The organism is Pseudoalteromonas sp. GW168-MNA-CIBAN-0100 (genome assembly GCF_040309225.1).
Lineage (GTDB): Bacteria > Pseudomonadota > Gammaproteobacteria > Enterobacterales > Alteromonadaceae > Pseudoalteromonas > Pseudoalteromonas arctica.
On sequence record NZ_JBEOOL010000004.1, the window covers coordinates 76,522 to 97,435 of the forward strand.

The window sequence follows — 20,914 nt, forward strand, 5'->3', positions numbered from 1 at the left end:
ACTTATATGCTGAAAGATCTAACCATAGCGTTAGATATGATGGGGGGCGATTACGGCCCCCGTTCATCTATTCCTGCTGCCGTTTGTGCAGTAAATGCTCATGCCAATTTAACTCTCATTTTATGCGGCAATGAACATGTTATATCTAAAGAACTCGAATCCCTTGATTCTCTACCTCATCCTAGACTAATAATTCGTCACTGTAGTGAAATAGTCACCAATGCCTGTGAACCTGCAATTGCTGTGCGTTCAAAAAAAGATTCATCTATGCGTGTTGCCCTAGATTTAGTTAAATCGGGCGAGGCTCAAGCATGTGTTAGCTCAGGTAATACCGGCGCTCTATTTTTTATGGCTCACTATGTATTAAAAATGCTGCCAGGTGTTAAACGTGCCGCACTCATTTCATCTGTTCCTACAGAAAGCCAAAACCCAGTATATTTACTCGACTTAGGTGCTAATGTGCATTGTGATGCGCAAATGCTCTATCAGTTTGGCATTATGGGCTCTATTGTTGCAGGACAAGCACTTGGTTTGGATAATCCTCGCGTTAGTTTATTAAATATTGGCGCTGAGGACATTAAAGGCCACGACGACATTAAACAAGCTGCACAATTAATGCAGCAAAGCCCACACATAAATTATATTGGTTACAGCGAAGGAAGTGATATTTTTTCGGGTAAGGCTGATGTCATAGTATGCGAAGGGTTTGTTGGTAACGTAGCACTTAAAACATGTGAAGGCATTGCCAAGCTTATTATGAATAAGTTTACAACCGCACTCGAAAAGCACCTTTTATATAAATGTATGGCGTTTATATTGCGCCCAATAATAAAAAAACTCTATAAAAGGGTGAACCCCGACCAGTATAACGGTGCTTCTCTGGTAGGATTGCGCGGTATTGTCGTTAAAAGTCATGGAAATGCGTCAGCTAAAGCATTTCAAGCAGCAATTGATGAAGCGGTAAAAGAGGTTGAACGTCAACTTCCTGATAAAATAGCCGCTATTTTCGAAAAAACACATTCTAAAGACACGGCGGTTAATCAATAATTGATGTGCCGTGTATTTCATTATTTATTTGTTTAATTAAAAAGAGCAAAGTATGGCACAAAAAATTGCACTTCTATTCCCAGGTCAAGGCTCGCAAAGCGTTGGTATGTTACAAGAACTACTAGAGAGTTCTGACATTGTTAAAGCAACATTTGCAGAAGCGTCAAATGCACTGGGTTACGACTTAGCAGAGCTAGTTCTTAATGGCCCAGAAGAAAAATTAAATCAAACCCACCGCACACAACCTGCATTACTAACTGCAAGTGTTGCTATTTACCGTGATTGGTTAGCAGCTAACCCTGATGCAGACGTTGTTATGGCGGGTCACAGCTTAGGTGAATACTCAGCGTTAGTATGTAGCGATGTATTAAGCTTGAGCGAAGCCGTAAAGCTTGTTGAAAACCGTGGTTTATACATGCAAGAAGCCGTGCCAGCAGGCGTAGGTTCAATGGCTGCTATTATTGGCTTAGGCGATGAAGAAATTAAAGCGGCTTGTGCTGCCTCAGCGCAAGGTGAGGTTGTATCTCCAGTTAACTACAACTCTCCTGGTCAAGTTGTTATCGCAGGCCATAAAGCGGCAGTAGATAGAGCATCGCAAGCATGTAAAGATGCCGGTGCTAAACGTGCATTACCACTTTCTGTTAGCGTACCTTCACATTGTGAGTTAATGAAGCCAGCAGCTGACAAGCTAGCAGCAGACTTAGCCGCTTTAACATTTAATACACCTAAGTGTGATGTAATTAATAATGTTGATGTAAAAGCTGAAACGTCAGCTGATGCAATTAAAGACGCACTAGTACGCCAGCTTTATAGCCCAGTTCGCTGGACAGAAACAGTACAAGCCTTGGTTGCGCAAGATGTAACACAAAGCTACGAATTTGGTCCTGGTAAAGTATTAACAGGACTTGCTAAACGAATTGATAAAGCAATGATCTGTGGCTCAGTAAACGACGCCGCTTCAATTGATGCAGCTAAATAAGAGTATATAAAATGTCTAATTTATTTTCATTAGAGGGCAAAATTGTCCTAATTACTGGCGCCAGCCGTGGTATTGGTAAAGCAATTGCAACAACATTAGTTGCACAAGGTGCAAAAGTTGCAGGTACTGCGACAAGTGAGTCAGGCGCTGCTAAAATCAGTGAATACCTAGGTGACAATGGTAAAGGTTATGCATTAAACGTAACCGATCCTGCATCTATTGAAGCAACACTTGCTGCAATAAAAGCTGATTTAGGCGATATTGACGTACTTGTAAATAACGCAGGTATTACACGCGATAACTTATTAATGCGTATGAAAGAAACTGAGTGGGACGATATTATCGACACTAATTTAAGCTCAGTTTTCCGTTTATCTAAAGCGGTACTTCGTCCAATGATGAAGAAAAAGAAAGGCCGTATTATTAACATTGGCTCAGTAGTGGGTACTATGGGTAATGCAGGTCAAGCTAATTATGCAGCGGCTAAAGCAGGTGTAATTGGTTTTTCTAAGTCACTTGCGCGCGAAGTTGCATCACGTGGTATTACAGTTAACGTAATCGCTCCTGGTTTTATTCAAACAGACATGACTGATAATTTAACTGATGAGCAAAAAGCTGCAACACTTGCAAATGTTCCAGCAGGGCGTTTAGGCCAACCAGACGAAATTGCTGCTGCAGTATGTTATTTAGCATCTGACGCGGCTGCGTATGTATCAGGCGAAACTTTGCATGTAAATGGCGCGATGTACATGGTTTAATCGCCATTGTATCTAGATTGCTACTTGATAAAGTTAAGTAAGTTACCTCAAAAACATTGAATTATTTGTGAACTTGCTTTAAACATACTTGAAATCGCTGCGAAAATAAGCGATAAAAGACAAAACACACACTCAGAGGTTTGACCAGACAATTATTTATGGTCAAATCATTGAATCAGAGAATTATGCGGCGTAAACTACGCCGCAATCTGAAAATAACGCATTGGCGTTTTTAATAAAGGAAAGAAGAATGAGCGATATCCAAGAACGCGTAAAGAAAATTATCATTGAACAACTAGGTGTTAAAGAAGAAGAAGTTAAAAATGAATCTTCTTTCGTAGATGACCTAGGTGCAGATTCTCTTGATACTGTTGAACTAGTAATGGCTCTTGAAGAAGAGTTTGATACTGAGATCCCAGATGAAGAAGCTGAGAAGATCACTACAGTACAAACTGCTATCGATTACGTTACAGCACACGCTGAGTAATTAATCGCACGTTAAAGGCAGCATCCGCTGCCTTTAATTTTTTATATCCAAACCACCTCAAAGTTCGTGATTCAAAACTTAAATCTCTATGCTCAATTTTAGTTAAAAATTAATTTTGATTGTGTTATGCGTTTTTAATCTATTTTGGGACTAGCACTTTGAGGTAGCTTGGGTATGATCATCCCCTTGTAAAATATCCCTTATTGGAGGCAAACCGTGGCTAAACGTCGAGTCGTCGTAACTGGCTTAGGAATGTTGACGCCGCTAGGTAATGATGTTCAATCAACCTGGCAAGGCTTATTAGATGGTAAAAGTGGCATTCAAACAATAACGCACTTTGATACATCAAAATTTGGTACTAAATTCGCTGGTTTAATAAATGATTTTGATGCAACTGCATACATGTCAGCGAAAGATACTAAAAAAATGGACTTGTTTATTCAGTACGGCATTGCAGCGGGTGTTCAAGCCTTTAAAGATTCAGGCCTTGAAATCACTGAGCAAAACGCAGCACGCATTGGTGTAGCTGTAGGTTCAGGTATTGGTGGGCTTACGTTAATTGAAGAAAACCACATTAAGCTATTAAATAGTGGTCCGCGCAAGTTATCGCCATTTTATGTGCCGTCTACCATTATTAATATGATCTCAGGTCATTTATCAATGATGCATGGACTTCGTGGTCCAAATATTTCAATTGTAACTGCCTGTACTACTGGTTTGCATAATATTGGCCATGCAGCGCGCATGATTGCCTACGGTGATGCAGATGCAATGGTTGCTGGCGGTGCAGAAAAAGCGTGTACCCCAATTGGTATGGGTGGCTTTAATGCTGCACGTGCACTTTCAACACGTAACGACGATCCACAAGCGGCTTCTCGCCCTTGGGATAAAGACCGCGATGGCTTTGTGCTTTCTGATGGTGCAGGTGTTGTTGTAGTTGAAGAGTACGAACATGCTAAAGCACGTGGTGCTAAAATTTATGCTGAGCTAGTAGGCTTTGGTATGAGTGGCGATGCGTACCATATGACATCACCACCAGAGGATGGTGCGGGTGCTGCCCTTGCAATGCAAAACGCACTAAACGATGCGCAAGTAAACGCTGAGCAAATTGGTTACATTAACGCACACGGGACATCTACAAATGCAGGCGATAAAGCAGAAACTGCCGCTGTTAAGTCAATTTTTGGTAATGCAGCTAAAGATGTAATGGTAGGCTCGTCTAAATCGATGATGGGTCACTTGTTAGGTGCTGCAGGTTCGGTTGAATCGATTATTTCGATTTTATCGCTGACAGATCAAAAAGTGTCGCCAACTATCAACCTTGATAACCCAGACGAAGGGTGCGACTTAGATTATATTGCACACACTGCACGTGATGCAAAGTTAGACTTTGCACTGTGTAACTCGTTCGGTTTTGGTGGTACTAATGGCTCGTTGCTATTTAAAAAGGTATAATCTTTTTTAACAACGAATCAAATTATAAGAGCTCAGTTGTTTAACTGGGCTTTTTTTATATGCCAAACAAAATGCAAACAATAATAGCAGCAGATCAAAACAGCACTTTAAGCACGCGTGACAGGGGCTTAAATTATGGTGATGGCTTTTTTACAACCGCTAAGGTTGTTGATGGGCAAGTACAGTATTGGGCTCATCATAAAGCGCGTTTGATTGAATGCGCACAGCGTTTGGGTTTTCCTGAGTTAGACTTTAATAGCCTTGAAAATCAAATTGCTTTGCATATAAACGCTGCACCACTAAACGTGCTTAAAATACTTGTAACGCGAGGCGAAGGCGGACGTGGTTATGGGCTGCCAAGTGAGTGTAATGTCACTATTTTATTGAGTGTGTTGGACTACCCTAGTAATTACGAAGCGCTTACTAAAAAAGGTGTAAATCTCGAAATAAGCCCGATTAAATTAGCAGCACAGCCATATTTAGCGGGCCTTAAAACATTAAACCGACTTGAACAAGTGCTAATTAAAAAAGCGATGCAAACGCAAAACTGCGACGATGTGTTAGTGCTTGATTACAATAACAATGTAATTGAAGCTTCTGCAGCTAATATTTTTGCGATTAAAAATAAGCGTGTGTTTACGCCATTGCTTGATGAGTGCGGAATAAAGGGCGTTTATCTACAATCGTTATGTGATAAATTGCCTGTTGAATTTAAACGCGTGAAAGTAGAAGATTTAATCCAAGCAGACGCCGTATTTGTGTGTAATAGCTTAATGGGAGCAGTACCTGTTAAAAGTATTGAGCAACAGATATTTAATACAGACGACAGCCACGCATTACTAACTAAATTATTAGCCAAGGAGGCTGAGTGTTAAAAGTTATTTTATTGGTACTTTTTTTAGCTGTTATAACCACTGCTATTGGTTACCAGCAATTACAAGCAACAATAAATAGCCCGCTAAAAGTAACTGAAAACACACAATTTGAAGTTAAGCATGGCACTGGCTTTAATAAGCTCTGTCAACAGTGGCAAGCTAATAACTGGGTGGAAGGCTGCTGGCGTTATCAAGTAATTGCCAAATTAGATCCCACACTTACCGACTTAAAAGCGGGCCTTTACGAGCTAACAGCCGATAGCGTTATCAACAACGTAAAAAAAATTAATCAAGGCCAGCAAATCAACTTTAGTTTTACCATAATTGAAGGGCAAAACTTACGTGAAGTACTAAGTGCTATTAAAAAAGCCGATAATTTACAAAACGATTTAAAAAGTGATGAGCTAAGTACACAAATACTGGACAATAATACGCACTTAGAAGGCTGGTTATTTCCCGACACTTACCATTATCATAATAACGATACTGCAAGTAGTGTATTAAAACGTGCAGCGCAAAAAATGCAGCAAACGTTAGACGATGCATGGCAGCAACGCGCTGTTAATCTACCTTACAAAACAGCATACGAAGCACTTATAATGGCTTCAATTATTGAAAAAGAAACAGGCCTTGCCAGCGAGCGTCCGTTAATTGCATCAGCGTTTGTTAATCGATTAAACACCAATATGCGCCTGCAAACCGATCCAACCGTAATATATGGGCTAGGTGCTGATTTTGATGGCGATATTAAACGCAAAGATTTACGCGATTATACGCCTTACAATACGTACCGTATTAATGGTTTACCACCAACACCGATTGCAATGCCATCAAAAGCCGCTATTTTAGCTGCAGTTAATCCGCCACAAAGTGAATACGTTTACTTTGTATCAAAAGGCGATGGTAGCCACCAATTTTCAACCACGTTAAAGCAGCATAACGCGGCAGTTAAAACGTATATATTAAATAAAAAGAATTAATATTTTATGAAATCAAAATTTATAGTAATAGAAGGGCTAGAAGGCGCAGGTAAATCAACCGCGATTTCGTTATGCCAAGACTTTTTAAACAAACAAAAAATAGACTTCATTAACGTCCGCGAACCTGGCGGCACGCCATTGGCTGAATCGCTTCGTACGCTTGTAAAAGCAGAGCACGAAGAAGAAATTGCCTTTGAAACCGAGTTGCTTATTATGTACGCAGCACGCTCGCAGTTAATGCACAATGTTATTACCCCAGCGCTTGATAAAGGCCAGTGGGTACTTGCCGATCGTCATGATTTATCGTCTCAGGCGTATCAAGGTGGCGGGCGTGGTATTAGCTCAAATACATTAGCTTCACTTTCGTCAATGGTATTAAAGGGCTTAAAGCCTGATTTAACTATTTACCTTGATATTGATCCAGTGATAGGCCTTGAACGTGCAAAAGGACGTGGTGAGCTTGACCGTATTGAACAAGAAGCCATTGAGTTTTTTCAGCGTACACGTATGCGTTATGTTGAACTTGCTAATGACGACAACACAATTAAAACGGTCGATGCAAACCAAAGTATTGATAAAGTACATCGCGATATAACCAATGTACTGCATTCATTTTTTGAAGGCCTAAAATAATATGCCATTGCCGTGGCTACATGATACCCAAGCACGTTTAGCGCAAAGTTATCGTGCAGAGCGTTTTCATCATGCGCAATTATTTTGTGGGCCTGTTGGCGTAGGTAAGTTTGAGTTAAGTGATGAGCTTGGTAATGCTTTGTTATGCCAAAATATAGCTAAGCAGGTAGCTGCGCAAAACAGTATGCTAAAACCTTGCGGACACTGTAAAAGCTGCTTACTTACTCTTGCGGGTACTCATCCCGACAAGCGCTTAACGCAAGTTGATGGGCAAAGCATAGGCGTAGATGATATACGCGGCATTAGTGATTTTATGAACCACTCAGCAGCGCAAAATGGCAATAAAGTCGCGATAATCGAAAATTGCGAAAAAATGACCACAGCAGCAGCTAACGCATTATTAAAAACACTTGAAGAGCCAACTAATAGCCGCTTTTTAATATTAACTACAAGTCAACCAGCACAGCTCCCTGCAACTATTTTAAGTCGATGCGCTAAAAGTGACGTAAAAATAACAAATACAGCACTTGCTCAGCAATGGCTAGAAACATTAGATATTCCTAACTATAGTTGGCTAGCACTTTTTTATAACCAACCGCTGCAAGTAAAGCATTGGCAACAGCAAGACCAGCTAAAAAATATTGATACACTTTATAAGTTTGCAACTGAGTTTAAACAAAGCCATAATTTCAAAGCGTTAGTCGATATAATAAATAAACAGCCTGAACTTGTTCGCATATTTACTTTGTTTTTAAGCGTGCAACTAAAGCAGCAATTACTGCAAGGTATGAGTTTTGACGCTTATCAAAGTGCGCAAAATGCATTAGGCGAGTTTTTACAAAATAACACACAAGTACTTGGCCTTAATTTACCGCTTGCTGTATCACGATTAGCATACACATTGCGAAATTCTTAAAAGGATTAATCATGCAAGAACTACTAGTAGACATAGACGATTTAGACGAGTTATACCGTTGTTATATGCCTTACTTAAAAAAAGGTGGCTTATTTGTACGCACTAATATGCGTTACGAAGCAGGGCATTCATTAGCGCTTAGAGTTACCTTGCCCGATGCCTTAGAAGATGATGTAGTAACAGGTAAAGTGTCGTGGATCACGCCACAAGGGGCACAAAGCTCTAACCCTCCAGGTATTGGTATTAGCTTTTTAGACGATAAAACAAACCTAAACGCTAAAATCGAAAAGCTACTTGGGACTATGTTAAACTCAGGCGATCAAACATATACCATGTAGTTATAGGGTCGGTTTTTCATTGAGATTAACGCCGCCCTATATTGGGTTCTTTTAATTTCTAACATAATAAATTAAACGAACAAATTTAAACCCTGAACATAATACAGGCCTTATAGTGATTGTAGATTCTCATTGCCATTTAGATCGTCTTGATTTTGATAAATTAGACTTAAACCTTGACCAAGTTCTTGATAAAGCGCGTGAAAAGCAAATAGAGCACTTTTTATGTGTAAGCGTAACGCTTGATCAGTTTCCAAGCATGCTCGATAAAATTAAGCACTACGACGATGTTTCAGCCTCATGCGGTGTACATCCACTTGATCAAAAAGACGCCCTTAATAAACAGCAACTAATCGACTTAGCCTCACACGAAAAAGTCGTCGCTATTGGCGAAACGGGCCTTGATTACTACTATTCAAAAGATACTCACGCAGTGCAGCAAGCAAGTTTTGTTGGACATATTGAAGTAGCTAACGAATTACAAAAACCGTTAATTATTCATACTCGTGATGCTCGCGCCGACACCATTAATTTAATGCGTGAGCACAAGGCCGAAAACTGCGGTGGTGTACTACATTGTTTTACTGAAGACTGGGATATGGCTAAAAAAGCGATAGACATGGGTTTTTATATTTCTATTTCGGGCATTGTGACCTTTAAAAATGCTATTGAGCTAAAAGAAGTAGTAAAACAAATACCGCTAGATAGATTACTAATAGAAACCGACTCGCCTTATTTAGCACCGGTACCGTATCGTGGGCAAACAAATCAGCCAGCGTACGTAGAAGATGTTGCTTATTACATTAGCGAGCTTAAAGGCATTAGCTTTAATGAACTGGCTAAAGCCACTACCGAGAACTTTTATTCTTTATTTAAATTAGCAGCTAAAGGCTAAATACATGATTTCTCACACGGCAAACCTTCCTATTTTACTAATGGGGCCAATGGTGCGCCGTGCAGATCAAACTGGAGTCTGCATTCAGTTTGCTACCTCCAAGCCTGCAAATTGCCAAATTACACTTATAAATCATGAATGTTATAGCGATCAACACACTGTTTCTTTAGGCGAACATTTATACCTGCATTTCGTCATTATAAAGCCAATAGACAACAAACTCCCTGTCGATAGCTTATTAAGCTATAAGCTTGTAATTGACGATACAGCAATGGATTTATCGCCTTGGTGCTATAGCAATCAAACAACGCCTGCATTTGTAATCCCTAATAAACTCAGCGATATTTTGCATGGCTCGTGCCGTAATGCACATCATCCAGCAAAAGACAGCTTAGTGTCTGCAAGTCACTGGCAAAATACTCAGCGCGGTAATAATAACCAAGGCGCACAGTTATTATTACTGAGCGGTGATCAGGTTTATGCCGATGATGTAGCAGGGCCCATGTTATTAGCTATTCATCAGTTAATTAAAGCGTTAGGTATCTATAAAGAGCAACCACTTGCCATTGAGCTACCCGCCGACATAAATGAGCAACTTTATAATCGCCATTTGTTCTTACCAAAAACGCCGTGGCAAAAACGCTCAAAGTTAGGTATAGGTTATTGGCTAAAAAAAGACGAACCTCACTTTTCAAGTGTTAAAGCGTATAACCACCTCATCCATTTTGAAGAATATATAGCACTTTATTTATTAAATTTTAGTGCTGCTGCTTGGCAATGCGTCGATATACAAAAAACAACGTATTTAGGTCAAAGCGAGCAAAACAAAACTATTTTTAACGCTGAAAAAACAGCATTGATTGATTATGCAAAAGGCTTAAGTGAAGTAGAGCGGTTGTTTGCCAATGTATCGACGCTAATGATGTTTGACGATCACGATGTAACCGATGATTGGAACCTCACCGCTGGGTGGGAGCAAGCTATAAATGAAAACCCAAGTAGTAAACGAATCATTAATAACGGTTTAATTAGTTATTGGCTTTTTCAGGGAATGGGGAACGATGCACTAAATAAAACAGGCGAGCTACTGACACCTTTTAAGCAAAGCCGTACTGCTAATAATTTATGGCAGTTTAAAGCATTTGATAAACCATTAAACGACTTTAGCTTTTGGCATTACGAACTTACTACAATACCCAAAGTAGTGGTGCTTGATACGCGCACGCATCGCTGGCGAAATGAGCAAAACTTTAATGAGCCGTCAGGTCTACTTGATTGGGAACGCCTCACAGAGCTTGAGGAAAGCCTATTAAGCCACGACCAAGTTATTATTGTATCGCCAGCTCCTGTATTTGGTGTTAAATCAATAGAAGCCATTCAAGCCATGTTTAACATATGTGGCCAACCACTCATGGTAGACGTAGAAAACTGGATGGCGCACGAAGGTTCAGCCAAAAAGCTACTCGATACTTTTAGACGAACCGACACCCCAAACGAAACCCTTATTTTATCGGGAGACGTGCATTACTCATTTTGCTTTTCGGTGCAAAAGCGTTTTGGCGATCATCCCAATCGAATTTGGCAACTTACCGCCAGCGGTATTAAAAACGAGTTTCCGCGTAAGTTAATAAACATACTCGATAAACTAGATTCAATTCTATACGGCCCAAAAAGTCCCTTAAACTTTTTTACCAAACGCTGGCATATGGAAGTAGATAAGCATCAAACCATAGGTGAAGGGCAAAAATACTTAGTAAGCGACTCAGCTATTAGTTTAATAATACTAGAACAAGGAAATTTAGCCCGCTACCAGCTTATACACGGCGATGGTCATTTAACTGAGTTTGATTTAGAAGAACAGTAATTTTTAATCAATAATTAAAGGCCTATTTGCACAAAGAGAAGCGAAAGAGGAGTTAATGAGAAGACACAATGCCAATCAGAATACAGTTTAGGTGTTTATTTTCTTCTCTAAAAGCGCATCGCCTCATAACCTCTTTGTGAATAAATTACTAATTACGGAGTAAGGTTGTTAAGAAAGCAACGCTTAATTTATTTAAAAACCAGCTAAAAACCTATTTGCACAAAGAGAAGCGAAAGAGGAGTAAATGAGAAGACATAATGCCAATCAGGATATATTATCGGTTTTATTTCTTCTCTAAAAGCGCAGCGCCTCATACCCTCTTAGTGAATAAATTACTTACACGGGGTAAGGTTGTTACGAAAGCAACGCTTAATTTATTTAAAAATCAGCTAAAAATCTATTTGCACAAAGAGAAGCGAAAGAGGAGTAAATGAGAAGACACAATGCCAATCAGAATACAGTTTCGGTGTTTATTTTCTTCTCTAAAAGCGCAGCGCCTCATAATCTCTTTGTGAATAAATCGCTTAAAAATTTAATGTACAGTTACTTATAGCCCTTTGGATAACGACTTAAAACCTAAGTAAATAATTTTTATGAATTAAAGCGCTTTATGCCATCGACTAGCTTTAGAACATTGAAGTTTATTAGTAAACCAGTACTTATTTCTGAAAGTTTCATATAAGTTATTAATTGTGCAGAGTGAATTGGAAGAAGCTTATCAACCGCCTTTAGTTCAATTATTAATTTATTAGGCAATAAAATATCTAACCGGTAACCTGTATTTATATATTGATCTTTATAATATATCGGTAGCTCAACTTGGTTTTTAGCAGATAAGCCAATTTTACTTAATTCATATATTAAGCAAGCTTCGTAACTTGATTCTAATAAGCCAGGCCCTAAATTCCTGTGTACTTCTATAGCGCAACCTATTACCGTTTTTGTTAATGTATCAGTATCCATAGGTATCCTTTTGCTTAATCTACAAGCATTTAATTAACTAAGAAACAGTTTTAAAATAAGAATTAAGTGTAGTACAAATAAAATAGCAAAATTGAAGACTATATGAAGCAATCTATTAAGTTGTCACTCGTTTGTTGATCTATTTACTAATAAAATCAATCAAAGGTCTATTTGCACAAAGAGGGGGTAGATGAAAAGGCAGAATACCAGCAAAACTGCATTTTGTGTTCATTCCCTTCTCTAAAAGCGCAGCGCCTCTTAACCTCTTAGTGCATAAATTACTTATTACAGGCTTTGCTTGTCACGCTAACAAGTTAACCGTAAATTGAACCTCGGCGGTAGAAGCAGAGCTTGCTCGCGTGAGAAGCGCAGCCTCTAATCACTATATTAGGTAATTACTTAGCTTTGTATTTAACCATGCTCTTTTCGGCTTCGTTTAGACGCGGGTAATTTACTACTTAATATTGCCAAGCATAAAATAGTCATAAACAACATAGAGTTTGCACCCGCTTGTAAAGAGTAATCTACCAACGAATGCAGCAGCATATCTATAATTGCAATGGCACAACCAAAAGCAACGCCCTGAAACAACGCTGTTTTACGCTTTCTAATAGTCGCTATACATAACCATAAACAATAAAGTATAAGTGAGCCCAGTGTCGCTGTAGTGGGTATACCCAGCTCTACTGCAAACTGTATGTAATCGTTATGAGCATTATCGTAATAACCCGAATAAGGCTCAGACTGATACGCCGGAAACGCAGTATAAAATGTACCACCACCAGAGCCCAACAAAGGTTTATCTAAAATGAGCGGTATTGAATCACGTACAACCTCGTCGCGGGTTTCTGATGAAATACTGGTTTCGCTAATACGCTGTTTAACTTTTTCTACATCAAATATAGCGCCAATAATAATTAAATCGATTATAAAAAAACTAACTATAAGTAGCTTAAACGCTTTAGGTTTTTGCCTGTAAATAAAAAACGCGAGTAAGCTAACAACCATTAATGCAATAAAAAATGCAGAGTTACCCATACGGCTACGCGTTAAAATTAACGCAACAATAATAATAATTAACGAAATACGTAAAATTATTTTTGAGCTTAAAAGTATTTCTGTCCACGCACGAAGCGTTTGTTTTAATGTTTGTTTGTAATCGCTAGTAGAGCGTTTTAGCTCACTAACTAAAACACCAATACCCAAACATAAACATAAAGCTAAAAAATTTGCTAAAAAGTTAGAATAAGTAAACGTACCAATAGCACGTTCGGTATGTTTATAGCCAAATAACGGGCTAATTATATCTGGCGATAAATTTAAATAAGTGGCATACAAAGCCTGAAACACACCGGCACTTATAATTGCATATATTAAATTTTTAATACGCTTTTCAGTATTACAATAAATAAATAATAGCCAGCAAAATAAAATCATAAAACTTGTTTTAATAAGCATTTGTTTAGTTTGAAACGGGTCAACACTTACGGTAAATATTTGTACTGCGCATACGCCCGCCACTATACTGAGTACAGTAAATAAGGGCCAAGAATATAAAGGTGGGTATAAAGGCTGATCGTTATTAATACTGCTGTAAACTAAATGGATGAAAAAGGTAGCACTAATTAAGATCCCCATTGCTAAAATTGCCCAAGGGCGGTAACTCCCTAATGGTAAGGGCAGCAAAAATAAAATAGCGCATAGTAAAAAAAATATAAAACGATTCACAGGATTCTCAAACAAGGAGCTAAAAGGTAGGAGCTTAAAGTAATGGGTCTAAAATAAAAACGCAGCCCAAAGGCCGCGTTATTATTATTTAGATAACTGTTAGTTGCCGACTTCAGATATACCTGCATCGCCACCAGTACCGCCAGCACCTTGCGGTAGTGGGATTGTTGGTAGGTTTACAATTACAGGGCCAGTTGGTGCTGTAGGCTCAGTTGGGCCAGCTGCAGTGGCCTCCGAAGCTATTGTGGCATCAACTCCAGCAGTAATCGCGGCAAGCGTTACTGCATCGCTATCAACACCTGCAGTTACTAACGCAGCTAAAAAGTCTGAAATAAATGGACTATCTACGCCAATTGCGGCAATTACTGCATTCATTATTATATCAAGTTGTTCAGACGAGCAAGTTCCATTAGCTATTGGGGAGTCTAAATCCAATGGAGCAGTGTTCTGACATAGTTGTTCAATAGCAGCAACTAATTTTTTTTGTAGTTCTTCAGAAGGTATATCTGCAGATGCATTATTTAAAATATTAATTAACGTATTAAGGTTATCAGTCTGTACTATTACATCATTGTCTGATTGTGCATAAACTGGAAACGTTGCAAATGCAGATACGCTAACAAATAAACTAGCAAATAAAAGTGATTTCATCTTGTGTCCCTTTAAGAAATTATCTAATTACAAAATTTTAGCGTATCGGTGCAAAAAGTAAACTCTTTATTTACGCCATTATTATTAGTTTTTAGTATTTTAGAGGGGGGCATTATTAAATTGCCCTGTACGCCATCGCAACCTAAACCTTCAAGTACCTTTAAAGTTTCAGGTTTTTCAATTAAACAAGCTAAAACTTTAATACCAAAGCCATGACAAATATTATTAACTGTTTGAATAAAAAATTGGCTTTGGGTGTTATCTAACAAATCTTGAATATAGCTACCATCTATTTTTATATATTCTATATCTAACCCTTGCAAGTATCTAAACGAGGTTAAACTAGTGCCAAAGTGTTCAACACACACACTTATGCCAATATCTTTTATTGTATCTATATGTAAAGAGGCAACATGCACGTTATAAAGTAAGCTAATTTCATGCAATTCAAAAACCAAGTTTGTTTTAATAATTGGTTTAGTGTGAGCATAAAGAGTAAGCCATTCAATAAAGTCAGTTGAATACAACGAAGCTTTACTAATATTTAACGCAAATGTATCGTCTGGGTGTTGCTCTTTAACATTTACAAAGTTACGAATTATTTTTTTGTCTAACTCTTCGGTTAAGTTAAGCTTTTCGGCCATAGCAAATAAATGGCCATTATTAACCTTTTCGCCTTCATGTGTAAAATGAGCAAACACCTCAAAGTAGCACTGCTTGTTTTCTGATTTAGTGCGTTTAACTGGCTGCACCGAAAAACTAACTTCACCAGTAGCAATAATTGATTTAATAAGCGAACGCCACTCTTTAACACTAAACAAAGTATCTTTATCTACTTTATTTACAGCCGAATCGCCAATAGTACAGCCAGTATCAAGCGCTGAAAGTACACTCCCAATAGACGAGCCTTTATCAACAATTACTAACGCTAAGTTAGCAAAACCATTTACGTGTAAGCTGTTTTTTTGTTTACTAAAAGCATCATTTATATCGAGGCGTGTTCTATTTAAAAATTGCATATCGAATGGTGCTAAAGCAATAAAAGTACTACCGTTAAGTCTAAATATTTTAGAATTAGTTAAAGCACCAATTACATTTTGTAAAGTAACGCTTACATCATGTACGTGCTCGTCACCATCTTGGTAACTTACAGTTTGGTTAATATTAGCAAGTGAGGGGAGAGTAATCATCATTGCAGTGATTGGAGTATCGCTAGTAATGGTGTCAACCACTGAGTTAAAGTGATTTTCAAACGAACGGCGGTTACCCAGTCCTGTGAGTGAGTCTACATATACCTCGTCGGTAAGTGCTTGTGTTTGCTTTGTTAAAGAGTCAAAGGTGCTTTGTAGGTTCATTACCATATTATTAATGGCTTTAGTCACAGTACGTAGCTCGCGCGCAACAGGTATTTCGTCGTTTAATGTAAAGCGCTTACGCGTTACCAAGTGTGCTTGGTTTTCTACTGCTTTTAAAGGTTTAAATACAGCACGTAATATTAAATATGCTACAGCAAGCGACGCTACTAATAATAATAAAGAACCATAAAAGCTGCGTTTAGTATGCTCCCATAGCGTTAAATACGATTGCCCAACATGGCTTGTTACTTCAAGCACTCCCGCCATGATCCAGCCATTGTTTAATTCTGATTGCATAGTAGGGGCGTTGAGCTTTACTGCTGTAATAAACCAATTAGGTACAGACTCAACGCGTTTTGGGCTTGTTAGGTTAAATACCACGTTACTATCGGCGTTAGTAAATTTTATTTGTTTGTAATAACCTGAGTCGAAAATAGCGGTTGCCATGGTTTGGGCAATCATTAAGCTATCTTCTTCAAGGTAGGGTGAAATAGAAAGCCCTAAGCTTGTTGCTGTATCTTGCGCGTGGCTACCCATTTGCGTTTGTAAGTATTGGCGAGTGGTATCAACGTCAGTAATTACGCGTACAAAAAACGAAAGTACCGAAATCAATATAATAAGACCATATACTTGGGTTTTTAAACTTAATCCATTTTTAAAAAGTCGAGACATAACTCGGTGTTCCTTTATCACTTTTGGCGGGCGCAAGCTCACCTTGTTCAATTCGCTCTAGCATGGTGTTCCACGCAGAAACACCACGGCTATTTTTTACTTTATTGCCTAACCCTTTTGATTTGGCTAACCATAAACCTTGGCCATTAAAACTATATATAGGTGTTAAATCAGGGCGTTTATTAGCGGGCAGTAGTTTAGTATTAAAGTTACCTAAAACAAAGGGGATTTGATTAGGAGTTTCAATATATATCAGCACCATGTGAGGTTGATTAACTGTTTTTTGACGTACATACATTAAACGTACTTTATCTTCGGGAATCCCAAGTGCTATTAACGTAAAGTATTTGGCAATTACGTAATCTTCACAATCACCCATGCCAACGCCTAAGCTTTCAAGCGGGGTGGCCCAATAATCTTTTTGGTGCCAAAGCTCATCATCTGTTTTGTATTTAATGTGCTTATTAAAAAAGTCATTCACCAAATGGATTTTTTGCCATTCACTTTTGTCAGCCGATTCATCAATAAAACTTAACCAGTTTTTAATGCGTTTATGGCCCTCATCACCATACTGTTTTTGAGCGCGCGCAATTATATCGCTATTGCGTAAATGCAAAAGCATATCTTGTGCGCATACAAACAAAGACACTAATAATAAAATGCAAAACCCTAAACGCACAAATGTTCCTTTAAGTCTGTTTTTCCAAATAACCAAACAAGCTAAGCCTAGTATAGTATTGCTAGCTTTGAAAAGGTAGATCACCAAAAAGTATGGGAGTACTGAAATAGTGTGATGAAATCGAATTTGATGCAACATAAATTTAACAAAAAAACAATCAAAAAGTACTCTTTAATTATTGAGTGCATTATTGTGTTGTGTATAATAGCAATCTCACAAGGCTTGTGAAGCGCTTAAAAGGGATTCAGCTTTAGTTATCCCTTTTTTGCTGTTAGCAAAATAATGAAAGGAATTAAAGTGAAAGTTTTAAAAGCAGTATTACCTGTAGCAGGCCTTGGTACGCGTATGTTACCAGCCACAAAAGCCATCCCTAAAGAAATGCTCCCTCTGGTAGACAAACCTTTAATTCAATATGTAGTTAACGAAGCTGTAGCCGCTGGCGTAAAAGAAATAGTATTGGTTACACACGCTTCAAAAAACTCGATAGAAAATCACTTTGATACTAGCTTTGAGCTAGAAGCCACGCTAGAAGCACGTGTAAAACGTAGCCTACTAGAAGAGGTTCGCTCAATAGTGCCAACAGATGTAACGGTAATTTCTGTGCGCCAATCAGCACCACTAGGCTTAGGCCACGCGGTATTAGCAGCGCGTCCAATTGTTGGTAATAACCCATTTGCGATAATGCTACCCGATGTAATTATCGATAAATATAAATCAAATTCAAAAACTGACAATTTAAGCCAAATGATCGACCGATTCGATAAAACAGGCTTCAACCAAGTAATGGTAGAGCCAGTGCCTCAAGAGCAAGTGCATCAATATGGTGTGGTTGATTTAGCCGGTAAAAAAATAAATGCAGGCGAAAATACTGCTATTAAAAACATGGTCGAAAAACCTAATAACGACGAAGCGCCAAGTAATTTAGCTATTACAGGGCGCTATGTTGTATCTACCGCTATTTGGGATTTGCTTGAGTACACCCCACCAGGTGCGGGCGGTGAAATACAGCTTACTGATGCATTATTACAATTACGCCATTTGGAAACTCTAGAAGCATACCATCTAAGAGGTAAGTCACATGATTGTGGTTCTAAGTTAGGTTATATGCTTGCTAATGTCGAATATGCAATGCAATCGAGTCAAATGGGTCAGGAATTTACCCAACAAGTTAAAAAGCTATTTGCTGTAAGCAACTAATAGATTGAATTATTCAAATTAAGGAAAGTAATGGCTATTAAGATATTGAGCATATTTGGTACGCGTCCTGAGGCTATTAAAATGGCACCATTAGTCAAAGCATTGAATTTAACTGATGGTTTCGAGGCTAAAGTATGCGTTACCGCGCAGCATAGAGAAATGCTAGATCAAGTTTTAGACCTGTTCGAAATTGTACCAGAATACGACTTAAACATAATGAAACCAGGCCAAAGTTTATACGATGTAACCACCAATATTCTTTTAGGTTTAAAACCTATTTTGGAAGAGTTTAAGCCAGACCTAATACTTGTTCATGGCGATACAAGTACAACACTTTCAGCAAGCCTTGCTGCATTTTATCAACAAATTCCGGTAGGGCATGTAGAAGCTGGCTTACGCACAGGTAATTTAGGGTCTCCTTGGCCAGAAGAAGGAAATCGCAAATTAACAGGTGCGATTACAAAACTTCACTTTGCGCCAACAGATACTTCACAGCAAAACTTACTTAACGAAGGCGTTAATTTAAGCGACATAGTTATAACGGGTAACACCGTAATAGATGCACTATTACAAGTTGTTGATAAAGTAAAAACAGATAAAGTATTAATAAACACACTAAAAGCAAAGTTTCCAGAATTAGACGAAAGTAAAAAGTTAATTTTAGTAACAGGCCACAGACGAGAAAGTTTTGGTGGTGGTTTTGAACGTATTTGCGAAGCACTAGCAGAAATAGCACTTGCACATCCAGAGGCGCAAGTACTTTACCCTATGCATTTAAACCCAAATGTACGTGAGCCTGTAAATCGTATTTTAAAAGACGTTAAAAACGTACAGCTTATAGAACCTCAAGACTACTTGCCATTTGTATACCTGATGAGTAAAGCCCACATAATAGTAACCGATTCAGGCGGCGTACAAGAAGAAGCACCAAGCTTAGGTAAACCTGTTCTAGTAATGCGCGATACAACAGAACGTCCAGAAGCAGTTGCTGCAGGTACAGTTAAATTAGTAGGCACCGATAAAAATCGAATTATAGATGAAGTTAAAAACCTACTAACAAATCAAGCTGATTACCAAACAATGAGCCGAGCACATAATCCATATGGTGATGGGAAAGCGTGTGAGCGTATTATTTCAAAAATTAAACAACACTTTAACGTGCAATAAAACGTTTTTTAAAGGATTTTGTAATGACAATTAAAACAGTATCAGTAGTAGGTTTAGGCTACATAGGACTACCAACAGCAGCTGTAATAGCCTCAAGAGGGATCAACGTTATTGGTTTAGATGTAAATCAAAAAGCGGTTGATACAATTAACGCTGGTGAAATACATATTGTAGAGCCTGATTTAGATATTATTGTACGCGGTGTTGTTTCTACAGGTAACTTACGAGCCACAACGGTTCCAGAAAAAGCGGATGTATTTATGGTTGCAGTACCAACACCATTTATCCATAGCGAAAGCGGTGATCATAAAGCAGATTTAAGCTACATAGAATCTGCAGCTAAAACTATTGCCCCAGTACTCGAAAAAGGCAATTTAGTCATTTTAGAATCAACCTCGCCAGTAGGTGCAACAGAGCAACTAGCACAATGGCTAAGTGAAGCTCGCCCTGATTTATCGTTCCCACAAGATAAAGGCGATGCTGCCGACATTAACGTCGCACATTGCCCTGAACGCGTATTACCAGGTTATGTACTACAAGAGCTGGTATCTAACGACCGTGTTATCGGTGGTATGAGTAAAACGTGTAGCGAAAAAGCAGTAAAATTATATGAAACATTTGTGCGTGGTGAATGCATCGTAACAAACGCACGTACAGCTGAAATGGCAAAACTAACAGAAAACTCATTTCGTGATGTAAACATAGCATTTGCTAATGAACTATCGGTAATTTGCGACAAGCTTAAAATTAACGTGTGGGAATTAGTTAAATTAGCTAATCGCCACCCTCGCGTAAATATACTTAACCCAGGCCCGGGTGTTGGAGGACACTGTATTGCTGTTGATCCGTGGTTTATTGTTGCTAGCTGCCCAGACGAAGCAAAAATAATTAAACAAGCGCGTTTAACAAATGATGCAAAACCGCATTACGTAATAAGTAAAATAGCTAAAGCCGCTGACGAGTTTAAACGCCCAGTTATAGCGTGTTTAGGGCTTGCATTTAAAGCCGATATTGACGACTTGCGTGAAAGCCCTGCATTACAAATAGTACAAGAGCTAGCCACACAAAACGTAGGTAAAATTTTAGCAGTAGAACCTAATATACAAGAATTACCTGAAAAGCTTTCATCAAAAGGTGTAGAGCTTACAACATTAGAAACAGCATTAGAGCAAGCTAATATTATAGTAGTGCTAGTAGATCACAAACAATTTAAAGCAGCAGATAAAACAGAATTTGCCTCAAAAGTTGTTATAGACACGCGCGGGATAATGTAAG

20 protein-coding genes are annotated in these 20,914 nt (G+C 38.5%); 15 read left to right on the forward strand and 5 right to left on the reverse strand.

The window, feature by feature from the left end; genetic code table 11:
• Window positions 1-6: 6 nt before the first annotated feature.
• The 12 genes from plsX to AAEY62_RS03385 all read left to right on the forward strand — a co-directional run bounded on the left by plsX (window position 7) and on the right by AAEY62_RS03385 (window position 11,227).
• A complete protein-coding gene (plsX, locus tag AAEY62_RS03330) occupies window positions 7-1,047 on the forward strand; it encodes a phosphate acyltransferase PlsX (RefSeq protein WP_197120176.1) in 1,041 nt (346 codons plus the stop codon).
• A gap of 52 nt (window positions 1,048-1,099) precedes the next feature.
• Window positions 1,100-2,026 carry an ACP S-malonyltransferase gene (gene fabD, locus AAEY62_RS03335; RefSeq protein ID WP_007585729.1) on the forward strand — a complete coding sequence of 309 codons (927 nt, stop codon included), beginning with the start codon at window positions 1,100-1,102 and terminating at the stop codon, window positions 2,024-2,026.
• An 11-nt stretch (window positions 2,027-2,037) separates the two neighbouring features.
• Window positions 2,038-2,784, forward strand: a complete 747-nt coding sequence (fabG, locus tag AAEY62_RS03340) for a 3-oxoacyl-ACP reductase FabG (protein WP_007585730.1) — start codon at window positions 2,038-2,040, stop codon at window positions 2,782-2,784.
• Window positions 2,785-3,034: 250 nt separating this feature from the next.
• Window positions 3,035-3,271, forward strand: coding sequence for an acyl carrier protein (acpP, locus tag AAEY62_RS03345; RefSeq protein ID WP_002962377.1), 237 nt, complete (start codon window positions 3,035-3,037; stop codon window positions 3,269-3,271).
• A gap of 216 nt (window positions 3,272-3,487) precedes the next feature.
• Window positions 3,488-4,726, forward strand: coding sequence for a beta-ketoacyl-ACP synthase II (gene fabF, locus AAEY62_RS03350; protein ID WP_007585731.1), 1,239 nt, complete (start codon window positions 3,488-3,490; stop codon window positions 4,724-4,726).
• 59 nt (window positions 4,727-4,785) lie between these two features.
• Window positions 4,786-5,601 carry an aminodeoxychorismate lyase gene (pabC, locus tag AAEY62_RS03355; RefSeq protein ID WP_024590367.1) on the forward strand — a complete coding sequence of 272 codons (816 nt, stop codon included), beginning with the start codon at window positions 4,786-4,788 and terminating at the stop codon, window positions 5,599-5,601.
• Window positions 5,595-6,581, forward strand: coding sequence for an endolytic transglycosylase MltG (gene mltG / locus AAEY62_RS03360; RefSeq protein ID WP_350634593.1), 987 nt, complete (start codon window positions 5,595-5,597; stop codon window positions 6,579-6,581). Before pabC ends, mltG begins: the two co-directional genes overlap by 7 nt.
• A 6-nt stretch (window positions 6,582-6,587) precedes the next feature.
• Entirely contained in the window at window positions 6,588-7,214 is a 627-nt protein-coding gene (gene tmk / locus AAEY62_RS03365) for a dTMP kinase (protein WP_007585737.1), read from the forward strand.
• A 1-nt stretch (window position 7,215) separates the two neighbouring features.
• Window positions 7,216-8,130: a DNA polymerase III subunit gene (locus AAEY62_RS03370; RefSeq protein ID WP_024590369.1), complete on the forward strand. Its 915-nt coding sequence runs from the start codon at window positions 7,216-7,218 to the stop codon at window positions 8,128-8,130.
• An 11-nt stretch (window positions 8,131-8,141) separates the two neighbouring features.
• On the forward strand, window positions 8,142-8,468 hold the full coding sequence (locus AAEY62_RS03375; RefSeq protein ID WP_002962367.1) for a PilZ domain-containing protein: 327 nt from the start codon (window positions 8,142-8,144) through the stop codon (window positions 8,466-8,468).
• 115 nt (window positions 8,469-8,583) lie between these two features.
• Window positions 8,584-9,363: a TatD family hydrolase gene (locus AAEY62_RS03380; RefSeq protein ID WP_024590370.1), complete on the forward strand. Its 780-nt coding sequence runs from the start codon at window positions 8,584-8,586 to the stop codon at window positions 9,361-9,363.
• Window positions 9,364-9,367: 4 nt separating this feature from the next.
• Entirely contained in the window at window positions 9,368-11,227 is a 1,860-nt protein-coding gene (locus AAEY62_RS03385; protein WP_101162996.1) for an alkaline phosphatase D family protein, read from the forward strand.
• Window positions 11,228-11,818: 591 nt separating this feature from the next.
• Here the strand turns inward: AAEY62_RS03385 and AAEY62_RS03390 are convergent.
• The 5 genes from AAEY62_RS03390 to AAEY62_RS03410 all read right to left on the reverse strand — a co-directional run bounded on the left by AAEY62_RS03390 (window position 11,819) and on the right by AAEY62_RS03410 (window position 17,275).
• A complete protein-coding gene (locus AAEY62_RS03390; protein ID WP_024590372.1) occupies window positions 11,819-12,190 on the reverse strand; it encodes a GxxExxY protein in 372 nt (123 codons plus the stop codon).
• A 411-nt stretch (window positions 12,191-12,601) separates the two neighbouring features.
• Complete coding sequence (locus AAEY62_RS03395; RefSeq protein WP_198551838.1) at window positions 12,602-13,918, reverse strand: O-antigen ligase family protein; 1,317 nt, start codon at window positions 13,916-13,918, stop codon at window positions 12,602-12,604.
• 99 nt (window positions 13,919-14,017) lie between these two features.
• Window positions 14,018-14,569 (reverse strand): hypothetical protein, encoded by a 552-nt coding sequence (locus AAEY62_RS03400; RefSeq protein WP_101162909.1) that lies wholly within the window; start codon window positions 14,567-14,569, stop codon window positions 14,018-14,020.
• Window positions 14,570-14,592: 23 nt separating this feature from the next.
• Entirely contained in the window at window positions 14,593-16,596 is a 2,004-nt protein-coding gene (locus tag AAEY62_RS03405) for a bifunctional diguanylate cyclase/phosphodiesterase (protein ID WP_101162910.1), read from the reverse strand.
• The gene (locus AAEY62_RS03410) at window positions 16,580-17,275 is read right to left on the reverse strand and encodes a transglutaminase-like cysteine peptidase (protein WP_024590376.1); all 696 of its coding nucleotides are present in this window, start codon (window positions 17,273-17,275) and stop codon (window positions 16,580-16,582) included. The genes AAEY62_RS03405 and AAEY62_RS03410 overlap by 17 nt, the downstream gene beginning before the upstream one ends.
• A gap of 297 nt (window positions 17,276-17,572) precedes the next feature.
• Between AAEY62_RS03410 and galU the strand changes: the two genes are divergently transcribed.
• From galU to wecC, 3 genes are read left to right on the forward strand one after another with little or no spacing between them, the layout of a single operon-like run.
• Entirely contained in the window at window positions 17,573-18,472 is a 900-nt protein-coding gene (gene galU / locus AAEY62_RS03415; RefSeq protein ID WP_350634594.1) for a UTP--glucose-1-phosphate uridylyltransferase GalU, read from the forward strand.
• Between the two features lie 30 nt (window positions 18,473-18,502).
• Window positions 18,503-19,639: a non-hydrolyzing UDP-N-acetylglucosamine 2-epimerase gene (gene wecB / locus AAEY62_RS03420; RefSeq protein WP_024609260.1), complete on the forward strand. Its 1,137-nt coding sequence runs from the start codon at window positions 18,503-18,505 to the stop codon at window positions 19,637-19,639.
• Between the two features lie 23 nt (window positions 19,640-19,662).
• Entirely contained in the window at window positions 19,663-20,913 is a 1,251-nt protein-coding gene (gene wecC / locus AAEY62_RS03425) for a UDP-N-acetyl-D-mannosamine dehydrogenase (protein ID WP_101162911.1), read from the forward strand.
• Window position 20,914: the final 1 nt, after the last annotated feature.